Below are 13333 nucleotides of genomic sequence, written 5' to 3' on the forward strand. Positions count from 1 at the left end.
CTACTCGGCGGCATCGCGGTGCGTGGGCGGCGGCTCGGTGGCGTCGGGCAGGCGGCGATCGCTGCCGCTGCGCCGCTCGTGCTCGTGCTGTTCGGTGTCGACGTGGCGTCGATGCAGGTCCGTCGCCGCGGCGTCGGCGGGCAGTGCGTCGGGGGCGACGGCCGGATCGCCCGCCGCCGGCTCCTTGTCGCCGCCGGGGGTGATCTTCAGGATCGAGTGGCGCACCTCGCGCGAAAGGATCACCCGCGCGTCGCGCACCATGCCTTCCAGCGAGGCGTCGTAGTCGAGCTTGCCGGCGTCGTCGGTCCACACGATGCGCCGCTCGCGCAGCTTCTGGATGAAGCCGCGGAACAACGCCTTGTCGAAGAACTCCGGCGCGGTCAGCTCGTTGAGCAGGGACAGTCGCTGCGCGGTGAGCGAGCAGGCGTTCTCCAGCTCGGCGCCGGTCAGCGTGTGCGGACCGTTCTTGACCAGCGCGGCGATGGTGATGTAGTAGCGTTCGAAGGCCTGGATCAGGCTGCGCGCGATCACCCTGAGCTGGAACGCGCCGTCGTCCTGGCCGGGGCTGCGTTCCAGCACGCGGCCGTCGGCGACCGCTTCGAGCAGGCCGCGGCGCACGAAGAAGTCGATGGTGGCCTGCAACTGTGCGACGAAGCCGTCCTCGTCCCACGGCAGGAACAGCTCGCCCTGGATGAACGGGTAGATGATCCGGCCCAGCCGCAGGATCGAGGAGCGCGACATGCGCCGGTTGTTGAGGAAGCAGCACGCCACCCACGCGGCGGTGGCGGTGAGGTGCAGCACGTTGTTGCGGAAGTAGCTGAGCAGCACCGCGCGCTCGCCGGTGGCGGTGAGCACGTCGCCGAGCGGGTGCTGCACGCGCTGGATCCAGCCCATCTGCTCGCCGTAGGCGATGATCGCCGCCGGGTTCATCGGGGTCAGCGTGATGCGGTCCGAGTACGGCAGTTCCTCCAGCATCGCCTTGCCCAGGTCGAGCTGGGTCAGCAGGTCGCTCTCGGCCATCGCGTGCTTCGGCGTGGCCAGCAGGGCCAGCGCCAGCAGGTTGATCGGGTTGACGTCGGCGGCGCGGTTGATGTTGACCTGGATCTGCTTGGCGAGGCGGTCGGTCACCGCGCCCAGCCATTCCGGCTTCGCCTCGGGATCGGTGCCGGCGCTGCGCCAATGGTCGCTGGCCGCGTCCAGCAGTGGGGTCAGCTCGATCGGTTCGCCGAAATTCAGCGCCACGTGGCCGTAGCGCTGGCGCAGCACCTTGAGTCCCTTGAGCAGGCCGAGCAGCGACTCCTTCTCCTTCGGCTGGCCGCTGAGCTCGCCGATGTAGCTCTTGCCCTCCATCAGCTTCTCGTAGCCGATGTAGACCGGCTGGAACAGCACCGGCCGGCGCGGCGCGCGCAGGAACGCGCGGATGGTCATCGCCAGCATGCCGGCGCGCGGCGCCAGCAGCCGCCCGGTGCGCGAGCGGCCGCCTTCGATGAAGTATTCCATCGGCACGCCGCGGTCGATCAGTTGCGCCACGTATTCGTTGAACACCACCGAGTACAGCGCGTTGCCGCGGAAGCTGCGGCGCAGGAAGAACGCGCCGCCGCGGCGCAGGATCGGTCCGATCAACGGCAGGTCGAGGTTCACGCCTGCCGCGATGTGCGGCACTACCACGCCGGACACGTGCAGCTGGTAGCTCATCAGCAGGTAGTCGGCGTGGCTGCGGTGGCAGGGCACGTAGATCACCTCGTGGCCGGGCGCGGCGGCGCGCGCCTTGTCGAAGTGGTGCATGGCGATGCCGTCGTACAGCTTGTTCCAGAAGTTGGACAGCAGGAACGAGGCCGAGCGCACCACCGGGTGCGAGTAGTCGGCGGCAATCTCCAGCACCAGCTGATGCGCCTTGCGCCAGGCCTTGGCGTGGCTGATCTTCTCCTTCGCCGCGGTGGCGGCGATCGCCGCACGCACCGGCTCGGCGTTCAGCACCGCGTCGACCACCGTGCGCTTGTGCGACAGGTCCGGCCCGATCACCGCGGCGCGGATGCGGTGGAAGTGGGTGCGCAGCACCCGCGAGACCTTGCGGGCGAAGCGCTCGGGGGTGATCCCGCCCGATTCTTCCAGGGTCTGGCGCAGCGACACCGGCGTGGAGAAATGCACCACCGTGTCGCGTCCGTTCAGCAGCAGCGCCAGCATGCGGCGGAAGCGGCCCACCATCACCCAGTTTTCCGAGAACAGCACGCGGAACCAGCCACTGTCGCGGCTGGGCGCGCGGCCCACATAGATGGATACCGGCATGATCTGGATGTCGCTTTCGGGCAGACCCTCCAGCGAGTGGACCAGCTGCCGCAGCGCCTCGTTCGGATTGCGCTTGCGGTTGCGGCCGAGCAGGCTGCCGTCGCGCCGCGCCAGCGCGAACACCGAGCGCCGCCGGCGGGTCCCGGCCAGTGGCTGCATCGGGTTGGGCAGGCCGGCCTCGCGGCAGGCGCGCTGCAGGATCAGCGCGTCGGAAAAACCATCGCGCTCGATCACATAGCAGACCGGCACGCCGGCCTGCAGCAGGGCGGCAGGCTCGGCCGGGTCGCGGCGGATGCGCACCCATGGCTGCAGCAGCTGGCCGGCCAGGTTGAACCACCAGGGGGCGCGAGGGCGGGCGGGGGAGTCCGCGGCGGTAGTCATTTGCATCCGTCCATTCTAACGGCTGCGTCGTTCAGTCTTTCGCAACGGCGCTGGCGGCGGTGGCTGGTGCCGCCTGTTGCTGCAGCTGGCGGTGCGAGCGGCGCGCATTGTGCAACAGGTCCTCGCTGTACCAGCGGCTGTTCTCCTGCACCAGCGCCGTTTCGGCCGACAGCGGCTTGCCGAGCAGGGTGTAGTCGACCCTGACCACCGCGCGGCCGGCCGTGTTGGTGAGCGGGGTGAGCCGCACGGAGTCGAGCGTGTCGTCCACCGACAGGCCGTAGATCACCAGCAACCGCTTGAGGCCGCTCCAGGCGACGGCGTACTTGGCCATGCTGGCGTCAAAATCCATCGCGTGCAGCTGGTCGGGGTCCTTCAGGTCCAGCTGGCGCGCCGTCGCCACAGCCACGCCGACCGCCTGCTTCGCCCGGGCCTGGTCGAACCACGGCGTCTGCTGCGCCCACGGCAGCAGCGCGTCGAGCGCGCCGTCGAGCTGGGTTTTCTGCGCGTCGCTGAGCGTGCGGCTCTGCGCGATGGCGCTTTTCAGCGTGGCCTCGCCCATGCTGATCAGTACCGGCAGCTGGTCGTGGTACTGCAGCTCCATCGCGGCCAGCTTCGGTTGCAGCTCGGCGTACAGCTGGTTCTCGGCGTCCGGGCCGGTGAGCTTGCGCATGGACTGGTCGAGGCGGGCGCGGTCCTCGGCGCTGGTCGGCTGCGCATCGCGCTGCTGCAGGCGCCAGTCGGCGCGCAGGTTGGCATAGTCGGCCGGCGGCAGCGCGTGCTTCCACAACCGGTCGAAGTCGCCGGCCTTGAGCAGGTCGATCGAGGCCTGCAGCGCCGCCTGCGGCGTGCTGCCGCCGGCTTGTGCCGCCTCGTCCCTGCCGTGGCAGGCGCCCAGCAGCAGCGCGGCAAGCAGCATCAGCATCGCATGGCGAAGTCGCATCGGCGTCTCGCGGTGGATGGTGGCGGAGCAGGCGCCACGGGGCGGGTGAGCGCGCAGGGTAAGGGCCACGGCGGTCGCGAAACAAGGGCGCGGCGCGAGTTTTCGCGGGGCCGGAAAAGAAAACCCCGCGGGCGTTGGCCTCGCGGGGAAATCCGGCGGAGCCGGAAGGGAAATGGCCTTGCCTGCAAAGATCTTGGTCAGCAGGTGTTGGCGGGTCAAATATTACCCGCTCGTTAAAGTTGAGGCAATGCTTTTGCATTACCTCATAATCCGCTGTTTCTGAAAGATGTTTTCTCTACTCGTAGCGTAGCGCGTCGATCTTCTGCCGACGCCGCTGCTCCAGCGGCGCGGACCAGTTGTTGTTGAACAGCGCTGGCTCCCACGAACCGTAGGTCGCATTCGGCAACACGAACCAGCGCGAGCCGATCCAGCCCATATACGGCGCCATCGCCCGCTGGCGACCGGCGGCATTGTTCGCCAGCACCGTTACGAAGTCGCCGATCTGGTCGCCGAACTGCATCAGCACGCGGTACTTGCGGCTGATCAGCTGGCGCCGGCAGCCCTTCTCGGTGCCGACCTGCTCGCAGCCTTCGACGAAGGTGCCCAGGCCGAGGAACGCCTCCGGGCCGGAGACCGGCAGGCCGGCCTTGCGCAGGTTGGCCAGGGTGACCTGGTCCAGGTCCTTGGCGCGGTTGGACACGTAGAGCACGGCGATGCCGTGTTTGGCGGCGAACCGGGTGAACTCGACCACGCCGGGAAGCGCCCTGGCGCTTTCCTGCTTGCACCATTCGGCCCAGTCCGCCTCGTTGTATTCGCCGCCGCTGCGAACCAGGCGCGCCTGGTACGGCGAGTTGTCCAACACGGTCTCGTCGATGTCCAGCACCACCGCCGGCCTGAGGCCGCCGGCCGGCGCCACGCGGTCGTCCTTGGCCAGCGCGTCCCACTGGCGGTCCTTCATGGCGGCGAGCAGGCGCGTCTGGGCGTCGCGGTAGGTCTGCAGGTAGATCAGGTCGTGTTCGATCGCGGTCTGGCTCCACGCCACCGCGTTGAGGTTGTCGTTGGCGGCGACGCTGACCGTGGTTGCCGCCGGGGCCGGCGCAGCGGGCGTCGCCACGGCCGCAGGATGGCGGGGAGCGCTGGCGCAGCCGGCCAGCAGGGCCAACGCGAGCAGCGACGTGGAAAGACGCAACGGCATGAAGGCGTTCCCTGGAAATAATCGAAGCGAAACAATGAACGCAGTTTACGACAGCCCCATGGCAGGGCTGGCAGCCACGGCGGCCTGCTGACAGACTGGCGCTCCCGCTTCCCACGGTTTCATTTCGCATGGACTCCAGCTTGCCCGCCCTGCGCCCGCCTTCGACGGTCGTCCGCTACGCGAGTTACCTGCTGGCGGCCACGGCGCTGTTGCTGATCGTGGAGATCCACCTGTTGCCGGCGCTGCTGGCCGGCCTGCTGGTGTTCGAGCTGGTGCAGACGATGGTGCCGCTGCTGGGCCGGCGCATTCCCGGCGACCGCGCGCGGGTGGTGGTGGTCGCGCTGCTCGGCGCGGTGGTGGTGGGCCTGTTGATCCTGCTGATCCTTGGCGCGATCAGCGTGTTCCAGCGCGAGATCGGCAACCCGCAGTTGCTGTGGCAGCAGCAGCTGATGCCGCTGGTGGAAAAGGCGCGCCAGCAGCTGCCGCCGATCCTGGTGAACAACCTGCCGGACAGCGTCGACGACCTGCGCGTGGGCGCGATCGAGCTGGCGCACAAGCACGCGGCCACGTTGCAGCTGGCGGGCAAGGGCGTGGTGCGCGTGCTGCTGCACATCCTGATCGGCCTGGTGCTGGGCGCGATCGTGGCGTTGAGCCGCACCCGTCCGGCGCACCAGATGGGCCCGCTGGCGGCGACGCTGAGCCTGCGCTGCCAGCGGCTGGCCGAGGCGTTCCACAACATCGTGTTCGCGCAGATCAAGATCTCGTTGATCAACACCTTGTTCACCGCGGTCTTCCTGCTCGCCCTGCTGCCGCTGATGGGCATCCACGTGCCGCTGGCCAAGACGCTGGTGGTGGTGACCTTCGTGGTTGGCCTGCTGCCGGTGCTCGGCAACCTGATCTCCAACACCGCGATCACCGTGGTCGGGCTGTCGGTGTCGCTGGGCGTGGGCATCGCCGCACTGGTCTTCCTGGTGCTGATCCACAAGCTGGAGTACTTCCTCAACGCGCGCATCGTCGGCACCCAGATCCGTGCCCGCGCGTGGGAGCTGCTGGTGGCCATGCTGCTGATGGAGGCTGCGTTCGGCCTGCCCGGGGTGATCGCCGCGCCGATCTACTATGCGTACCTGAAGAGCGAGCTGGAAGCGGAGGGCCTGCTGTAGGAGCGCATCCTGTGCGCGATGCTCTTGGCTCCGTTCGACATCAGAGCATCGCGCACAGGGTGCGCTCCTACAAAAGCGCGCGTCGGCGGCAGGTGTCCGTTGGCGGGCGATGTCTCCCGAATCCCGCGCCAATCAGCCGCCGGCCAGCATCGCCTTGATCCGCGCCATGTGCGACTCGGCGGTCTCGCGGGTCACTTCCTTGTCCGCTTCCGGGTCCTTGCCCTGCCAGTGCAGGTCGGCCTGCGGCAACTCGTGCAGGAAGCGGCTGGGCTGGTTGTTGTGGACCTCGCCGTAGCGTTTGGTCTTGGCCGACCACGACAGCGTCAGCAGTTCCTTGGCGCGGGTGATGCCGACGTACATCAGCCGGCGCTCCTCGTCGACACGGCCTTCGTCCAGCGCGCCCTCGTGCGGCAGCGTGCCGTCCTCGCAGCCGACGATGAAGACGAAGCGGAACTCCAGCCCCTTCGCCGCGTGCAGGGTCATCATGCGCACCGCGTTGCCGGGTTCGTCGCGGTCGGCGTGGCTGAGCAGGGCCAGCTGCGAGGCGAGGTCGCCGGCGCTGTTGCCGCCCTTCTGCATCGCGCGGAACCAGTCGGCCAGTTCCTTCAGGTTGCCCAGCTTGCGTTCGCGCACCGTCGCGTCGGTGGTGCCGGCGGCGATCTGCGCCGCGTAACCCGTGCGTTTCAGGATCAGTTCGACCAGGTCGGCCGCGCTCTGGTGCAGCGAGGCGCTGCGTAGTTCGTCCAGCAGGTTCGCGAACGAAGCCAGCGCCGCGGCCGGGCGCGGGGTGAGCTGGCGCAGCACACCGTCGCTGCGGGTGGCGTCGAGCAGCGACGAGTGGCGCGACTGCGCGAGCTGGCCCAGCTTCTCCAGCGTGGTCGCGCCGATCTCGCGCTTCGGCACGTTGACCACGCGCAGGAACGCGGCGTCGTCGCTGGGGTTGGTCAGCAGGCGCAGGTAGCACAGCAGGTCCTTCACCTCGGCGCGGTCGAGGAAGCTCAAGGCGCCGGTGAGGTGGTACGGAATGCGCGCCAGACGTAAAGCTTTTTCAAGAACCCGCGCCTGGAAGTTGCCGCGGTAGAGGATCGCCATGTCGTCCCAGCGCGCCTTGTGCTTCTCGGCCAGGGTGGTGGCGATCGAGGCGATCTTCTCGGCCTCGTGCTCGGCTTCCTTGCACTCCAGCACGCGGATCGGCGCGCCTTCCGGGTGCTCGCTCCACAGCTTCTTCTCGTGGCTGTGCGGGTTGTGCGCGATCAGCGCGTTCGCTGCGCGCAGGATGCGCCGGCCGCAGCGATAGTTCTGTTCCAGCTTGATCACGCGCAGGTTCGGCCAGTCGCGGCCGAGCTGGTCGATGTTCTCCGGGTTGGCGCCGCGCCAGGCGTAGATCGACTGGTCGTCGTCGCCCACGCAGGTGATGTGGCCGCGTTCGCCGGCCAGCACCTTGAGCAGGCGGTACTGCGCGTCGTTGGTGTCCTGGTACTCGTCCACCAGCAGGTAGCGCAGGCGCTCGCGCCAGGCGTCGCGGCATTCGTCGTCGCTTTCAAGGATGCGCAGCGGCAGCCGGATCAGATCGTCGAAATCCACCGCGTTGAACGTGGCCAGGCGCGCCTGGTACAGCTCGTAGATCGTCGCCGCCTCCAGCTCGCGCGGGCTGCGCGCGGCGGCCAGCGCCTCTTCCGGCGACAGCCCGCCGTTCTTCGCACGGCTGAGCAGGTTGCGCAGGCCGAACAGCACGTCGGGCTTGGCGCCCTTCGGCGCCAACTCCTTCACGATGCCCTCGCTGTCGTCCGCGTCCAGCACCGAGAAGCCGCGGCGCAGGCCTGCGCGCGCGTGCTCGATCTGCAGGAACTTCAGCCCCAGCGCATGGAACGTGCTCACCGTGAGCGCGGCGGCATCCTCGCTGCTGATCAGCTTCGCCACGCGCTCGCGCATCTCGCGCGCGGCCTTGTTGGTGAAGGTGATCGCGGCGATTTTCGAGGCGGCCAGCTTGCGACGCTGGATCAGGTAGGCAATCTTCTGCGTGATCACGCTGGTCTTGCCGGAACCCGCGCCCGCCAGCACCAGCAGCGGGGTATCGCAGTGTTCGACGGCGGCCAGTTGTTGCGGATTGAGCATGGATCGGGCGAGGCGTGAGGCGGCGGTCGATGGTAGCAGAGCGCCGCTGGCGCACCTGCCAGCTTCGGCCATAATCGGGTGCGCGCACAGTCCGGGGAATGGCATGGCGGAACTGGAAGTCGAGCAGTGCGACGTGGCGGTGATCGGCGGCGGCCCCGGCGGCAGTACCGCCGCCACCCTGCTGGCGCGCCGCGGCTACAAGGTGATTGCGCTGGAGAAGGCGCGCCACCCGCGCTTCCACATCGGCGAATCGCTGCTGCCGATGAACCTGCCGGTGTTCGAGCGGCTGGGCGTGCTGGACAAGGTGCGCGAGCTGGGCGTGTTCAAGCGCGGCGCGGATTTCGAGACGGACGACGCGTGCGGCTACAACGTCTACGCGTTCGCCCGCGCGATCGGACACAGCCCGCCGCATGCGTACCAGGTGTGGCGGCAGGATTTGGACCGGATGCTGTACCAGCATGCGCGCGGCTGCGGCGCCGACGCGCGCGAAGGGCACGAGGTGCGGCGGGTGGAGCAGCGCGGCCCGCGTGAGAGCCGGCTGGAGGTGCGCACCGACGACGGCCGCGACTACGCGATCCGGGCGCGCTACGTGGTGGATGCCAGCGGCCGCGATGCGCTGCTGGCGACGAAGATGAAGCTGCGGCGCAAGAGCGCCCGGCACCAGAGTGCGGCAATCTTCGGCCACTTCCGCGGCGCCGACCGCCGCGACGGCGAAGATGCCGGCAACGTCAGCATCTACCGCTTCGCGCATGGCTGGATGTGGATGATCCCGCTGCCCGACGGGGTGATGAGCGTGGGCGCGGTGTGCCGGCCGGATTACCTGAAGCAGCGCAAGGGCCGCACGGTGGAGTTCCTGCTCGATACGCTGAGACTCAACCCGGCGCTGTGGCAGCGTGTCGAGCGCGCCGGGCTGATCGGCAACGAGGTGCATGTCACCGGCAACTATTCCTACGACGCGACCCGCATGGGCGGCCCGGGCTGGGTGCTGGTGGGCGATGCATTCGCCTTCCTCGATCCGGTGTTTTCCTCCGGCGTGTACCTGGCGATGGATGGCGCGGAGCGGGTCGCCGAGCTGGTCGATGCGGCCTTGCGCGAACCGCGGTGCGAGCGGGCCCTGCTGCGCCGGCTGGAGCGGCGCCAGCGCAAGGGCATGGCACGCTTCGCGTTCTTCATCCACCGCTTCAACGGGCCGGTGATGCGGCAGATGCTGCGCTCGCCGCGCAACACCTGGCAGCTGGAGCAGGCGGTGATCTCGATGCTGGCCGGCGACCTGTTCGACACGCCGAAGGTGCTGTGGCGGCTGCAGCTGTTCAAGCTGGTCTACGCGATCCTGTGCCTGCACGACTGGCGCCGCAGCCGCGCCGAACGCCGCGACCGCCTGGCCCAGGCGCGCGCGCCTTTGGGCGGGGAATAGGAACAGGGAACGGGAAGAGCCGCAGCTCTCGCGACCGGGCGCCTGTGAGAAACTGGGAGCACGGTTTGGCCGCAGCACCGCTCTTGCCAATCCCGAATCCCGAATCCCGAATCCCGGCTCCCAATGGCCAAGCTCTACTTCTATTACTCGGCGATGAACGCCGGCAAGACCACCACGCTGCTGCAGAGCGCGTACAACTACCACGAGCGCGGCATGCGCACGCTGATCCTCACCCCGGCGCTGGATGACCGCTTCGGTGATGGCGTGGTGGCCTCGCGCATCGGCCTGAAGGCGACCGCGCGGCGCTTCCCTGGCGACGAGGACCTGCTGACGCTGGTGGAGGCCGACATCGCCGCGCACGGCCCGCTGCACTGCGTGTTCGTCGACGAGGCGCAGTTCCTCGGCAAGGCGCAGGTGTGGCAGCTCAGCGACGTGGTCGATCGGCTCGGCATCCCGGTGCTGGCCTACGGCCTGCGCACCGACTTCCGCGGCGAGCTGTTCGAGGGCAGCCGCTACCTGCTGGCCTGGGCCGACGAGCTGCAGGAGATCAAGACGATCTGCCACACCGGGCGCAAGGCGACCATGGTGGTGCGTGTGGACGAGCATGGGCGTGCCGTCACCGACGGGCCGCAGGTTGAGATCGGCGGCAACGAACGCTATGTCTCGGTGAGTCGCGCCGAGTTCAAGAAGATCAGCGAGGGCACCGGCCGCATCGAGCTGCAGCAGACCGTGCTGCCGCTGGGTGAGCGCGAATGAACCGAGCCATCAAGGAATCCGCATGAGCGAAGCCACTCCCCCCGTCAGCTGGCCGCGGCCGTACTGGCAGCCCGGCGAAAACGAGGTGGTGCTGCAGTTCTACGTGTTCGGCAAGTTCGCGCCGGAGCTGCAGATCCCGTCGCCGCGCTACGGCAGTCCCGGCTTGCCCGCGGGCGTGGAGATCCAGCGCTTCCAGAACGCGGTGCTGCGCCAGTGGGAGGGCTATCCGCTGCACGGCGCGCTGGGCCAGCTGATCAGGGAGGACACGCCCGAGGTGTACGAGCAAGCGCGCATCGCGCCCGAGGTGCTGGTGGTGCGCGGCGTGCTCAAGGACGGCGCCAGCCTCGACTACCTGCGCGACACGCTGGGCGTGCTGGCCGGCATGCTCGACGTGGGCGGCAGCGCGATCCTCGACCCGCAGATCCTCACCCTGTTCGACGCCGAGCACTGGCGTCGCCACTACCTGATCAAGGACGGCGCGCCGCCGCGCAACCACGTGCTGATTCTGCGCAGCGACGAGGGCGGCGACCGCTCCTGGGTGCACACCCGCGGCATGCGCAAGTTCGGCCGCCCCGACCTCAGCCTGCGCCACGTGCCCGAACGCGATCTCGACCGCGCCGGCGTGCTGTGCGAGAAGCTGGTGGAACTGCTGTCGCTGGGCGCGCACTTCAGCGCCGGCCAGCAACTCGACGTCGACGGCATCCCCGGCGGCCTGGTGGCGCAGCCGGGCGGCAGCCTCGACGACCCCGAGTTCAACAACACCCACGTTGAGTTCCGCTGGGCGGAATGAAGGCCCGCGACGGCAGCGCCGCCGTGCTTGCCGGAAAGAGCCGGCCGCCATGACGACGAAGGGGGCGACACGGGTGTCGCCCCCTTCGAGCGTGCGCGTGGGGTGCCGGCTCAGCTCTTGATGATGAAGCGCTGCGCGTCGTCCATGAAGGCCTTCTCGCCGAAGCCGCCTTCGTTCGAACCGAACGGCATCTGCGCGCGCAGCTTCCACGACGCCGGTACGTTCCATTCCTTGCGGGCCGCCTCGTCCGTCACCGGGTTGTAATGTTGCAGGCTGGCGCCCGCGCCGGCCTCGGTCAACGCCAGCCACACGGCGAACTGGGCCATGCCGCTGCTCTGCTCGGACCAGATCGGGAAGTTGTCCGCGTACAACGCGAACTGATCCTGCATGCCCTTCACCACCGACTGGTCCTCGTAGAACAGCACGGTGCCGATGCCGGCGGCGAAGCCGTCCAGCTTGGCGACGGTGTTGGCGAACGCCTCGGGCGGCACGATCTTGCTCAGCTCCTGCTTGGTCAGTTCCCAGAACTGCTCGCTCTGCTTGCCGAACAGGATCACCGCGCGCGAACTTTGCGAGTTGAACGGCGAAGGCGTGTGCCGGATCGCTTCCTTGATCAGGCTGGTGAGGGCTTCCTTGTCCAGCGATACGTTCCTGCCCAGCGCGTACTGGGTGCGGCGCTGCTTGAGCTTTTCGATCAGGGGGCTGTTCATGGTGATTCCTCGGGCATGTGGGTTCGATGCATGGGAATCGCGGCGCGCAACAAGCGGGCTTTCGGGAAAAAGTCGGCTTTCAGCCGCTTTGCGTTGCCGGGCCGGACCGGGTTTCCGGTTTGCTGCCCGTCCGCGCAACATCGCGATCCACGACCGCTATGTTAGGTTCGTCGCGCGGCCTGGGTAGCTGGCGATTTGTGGCTAGTCCGTTTCCGCAGGGGAACGATGAATGAACGGGGCGCCGCGCGCGTCACCGCTGGCAGCGGGGGCACCAGAACGTCGAGCGTTGCCCCAGCGTGACCTGCCTGATCGGCGTGGCGCAGGTACGGCACGGTTCGCCCGTGCGGCCGTAGACCATCAACTCCCGGAAGAAGTAGCCGGGCGCGCCGTCGGGGGCGAGGAAGTCGCGCAGGGTGGTGCCGCCGCGTTCGATGGCCCAGGCCAGCAGGCGTTTCACCTCGGCGGCCAGCCGTGCGTAGCGCACCCGCGAGACGCTGCCGGCCGGCTTGCGCGGGTCGATGCCGGCGCGGAACAGCGCTTCGCTGGCGTAGATGTTGCCCACGCCGACGACCACGGCGTTGTCCATCAGGAACAGTTTCACCGCCGCCGTGCGGCCGCGCGAGCGCCGCCACAGCAGGTCGCCGTCGAAGGCGTCGGTGAGCGGTTCGGGCCCAAGTCCGGCGAGCAGCTCGTGGGTGGTGCCGGGCGGCTGCCACAGCAGGCAGCCGAAGCGGCGCGGGTCGGTGAAGCGCAGCAGGCGCGGCGCCTGCGCATTCGTGCGCTCCAGCGCGATGTCGACGTGGTCGTGCCTGCCGACGGGCGCGTCCTCTGGCAGCACGCGCAGCACGCCGCTCATGCCCAGGTGCAGCAGCGCACTGCCGGCCTCGGTGTGCAGCAACAGGTATTTCGCGCGGCGCTCCACCGCGTCGATGCGCTGGCCGGGCAGCAGCGTCGTGATTTCCGGCGGGATCGGCCAGCGCAGGTCGGGCCGGCGCAGCAGCACCCCGGTGACGCGGCGGCCGACCACGTACGGTGCGATGCCGCGGCGGGTGGTTTCGACTTCGGGCAGTTCGGGCAAGGCGTGATCCCGCGATTCAGTGCAGCTCGGTGGTCGCCGTCGCCGGCGAGCGCGGCATGTAGCGCGACGATACCAGCGCAACCCGCTGACCTACCCGCACGTAGTGCTGCGGGCCGGTGACTGACAACTCGCCGAATTCCAGCATTTGGCCGTCCAGTTGCAACACGGCGCGCGGCGGCGCCAGCCCGATCTTCGCCGGCTTGAAGTCGCTGGCCGGACGCCAGCTCAGCACTGGCGCGGCGGCGGTGTCGGCGAGGTCGTTGAGCCGGGCATCGACGGCCCGTGCCGTCGTGCCGTCGACGCGCCACCAGTGGCCATCGCGCTTTTCGTAGTGCAGGGTCGGCGCGCCGGGCAGGGTCAGCACGATACGGCTGATGCCGGCCGGATCGAGCGTGGTGAGGTCGCCGGTTTCATGGTGTGCGTCACGCTGCCATTGCCAGCCGGCCAGTGACGACAAGGCCAGTACGGCGAGCAACAGGAGCAGGCGCTGGCGGGTGGCGCGCTTCAT

11 protein-coding genes are annotated in these 13333 nt (G+C 68.8%); 4 read left to right on the top strand and 7 right to left on the bottom strand.

Features of this window, described 5'->3' with window-relative positions:
* From plsB to AC3WTD_RS00710, 3 genes are all read right to left on the bottom strand, one after another.
* Entirely contained in the window at window positions 1–2667 is a 2667-nt protein-coding gene (gene plsB, locus AC3WTD_RS00700) for a glycerol-3-phosphate 1-O-acyltransferase PlsB (protein ID WP_027494057.1), read from the bottom strand.
* Between the two features lie 31 nt (window positions 2668–2698).
* A complete protein-coding gene (locus tag AC3WTD_RS00705; protein ID WP_492612716.1) occupies window positions 2699–3607 on the bottom strand; it encodes a hypothetical protein in 909 nt (302 codons plus the stop codon).
* 295 nt (window positions 3608–3902) lie between these two features.
* Window positions 3903–4802 carry a 5'-nucleotidase, lipoprotein e(P4) family gene (locus AC3WTD_RS00710; protein ID WP_492612717.1) on the bottom strand — a complete coding sequence of 300 codons (900 nt, stop codon included), beginning with the start codon at window positions 4800–4802 and terminating at the stop codon, window positions 3903–3905.
* Window positions 4803–4930: 128 nt separating this feature from the next.
* Here AC3WTD_RS00710 and AC3WTD_RS00715 point away from each other — a divergent pair, with 128 nt between their 5' ends.
* Window positions 4931–5962, top strand: a complete 1032-nt coding sequence (locus tag AC3WTD_RS00715) for an AI-2E family transporter (protein WP_027494060.1) — start codon at window positions 4931–4933, stop codon at window positions 5960–5962.
* A gap of 132 nt (window positions 5963–6094) precedes the next feature.
* Here AC3WTD_RS00715 and AC3WTD_RS00720 read toward each other — a convergent pair whose 3' ends face one another.
* Window positions 6095–8077 (bottom strand): UvrD-helicase domain-containing protein, encoded by a 1983-nt coding sequence (locus AC3WTD_RS00720; protein ID WP_492612718.1) that lies wholly within the window; start codon window positions 8075–8077, stop codon window positions 6095–6097.
* 103 nt (window positions 8078–8180) lie between these two features.
* Here AC3WTD_RS00720 and AC3WTD_RS00725 point away from each other — a divergent pair, with 103 nt between their 5' ends.
* The 3 genes from AC3WTD_RS00725 to AC3WTD_RS00735 all read left to right on the top strand — a co-directional run bounded on the left by AC3WTD_RS00725 (window position 8181) and on the right by AC3WTD_RS00735 (window position 11037).
* On the top strand, window positions 8181–9491 hold the full coding sequence (locus AC3WTD_RS00725) for an NAD(P)/FAD-dependent oxidoreductase (protein WP_492612719.1): 1311 nt from the start codon (window positions 8181–8183) through the stop codon (window positions 9489–9491).
* Window positions 9492–9614: 123 nt separating this feature from the next.
* Window positions 9615–10247 carry a thymidine kinase gene (locus AC3WTD_RS00730; protein WP_492612720.1) on the top strand — a complete coding sequence of 211 codons (633 nt, stop codon included), beginning with the start codon at window positions 9615–9617 and terminating at the stop codon, window positions 10245–10247.
* A gap of 22 nt (window positions 10248–10269) precedes the next feature.
* Entirely contained in the window at window positions 10270–11037 is a 768-nt protein-coding gene (locus AC3WTD_RS00735) for a hypothetical protein (RefSeq protein ID WP_492612721.1), read from the top strand.
* A gap of 110 nt (window positions 11038–11147) precedes the next feature.
* On the opposite strand, the gene AC3WTD_RS00740 is transcribed toward AC3WTD_RS00735, so the two are convergent.
* From AC3WTD_RS00740 to AC3WTD_RS00750, 3 genes are all read right to left on the bottom strand, one after another.
* On the bottom strand, window positions 11148–11747 hold the full coding sequence (locus AC3WTD_RS00740) for a nitroreductase family protein (RefSeq protein WP_027494065.1): 600 nt from the start codon (window positions 11745–11747) through the stop codon (window positions 11148–11150).
* Window positions 11748–11997: 250 nt separating this feature from the next.
* The gene (gene mutM / locus AC3WTD_RS00745) at window positions 11998–12825 is read right to left on the bottom strand and encodes a bifunctional DNA-formamidopyrimidine glycosylase/DNA-(apurinic or apyrimidinic site) lyase (protein WP_492612722.1); all 828 of its coding nucleotides are present in this window, start codon (window positions 12823–12825) and stop codon (window positions 11998–12000) included.
* 16 nt (window positions 12826–12841) lie between these two features.
* A complete protein-coding gene (locus AC3WTD_RS00750; protein WP_492612723.1) occupies window positions 12842–13333 on the bottom strand; it encodes a hypothetical protein in 492 nt (163 codons plus the stop codon).

Source organism: Rhodanobacter sp. FW106-PBR-R2A-1-15 (assembly GCF_058789735.1).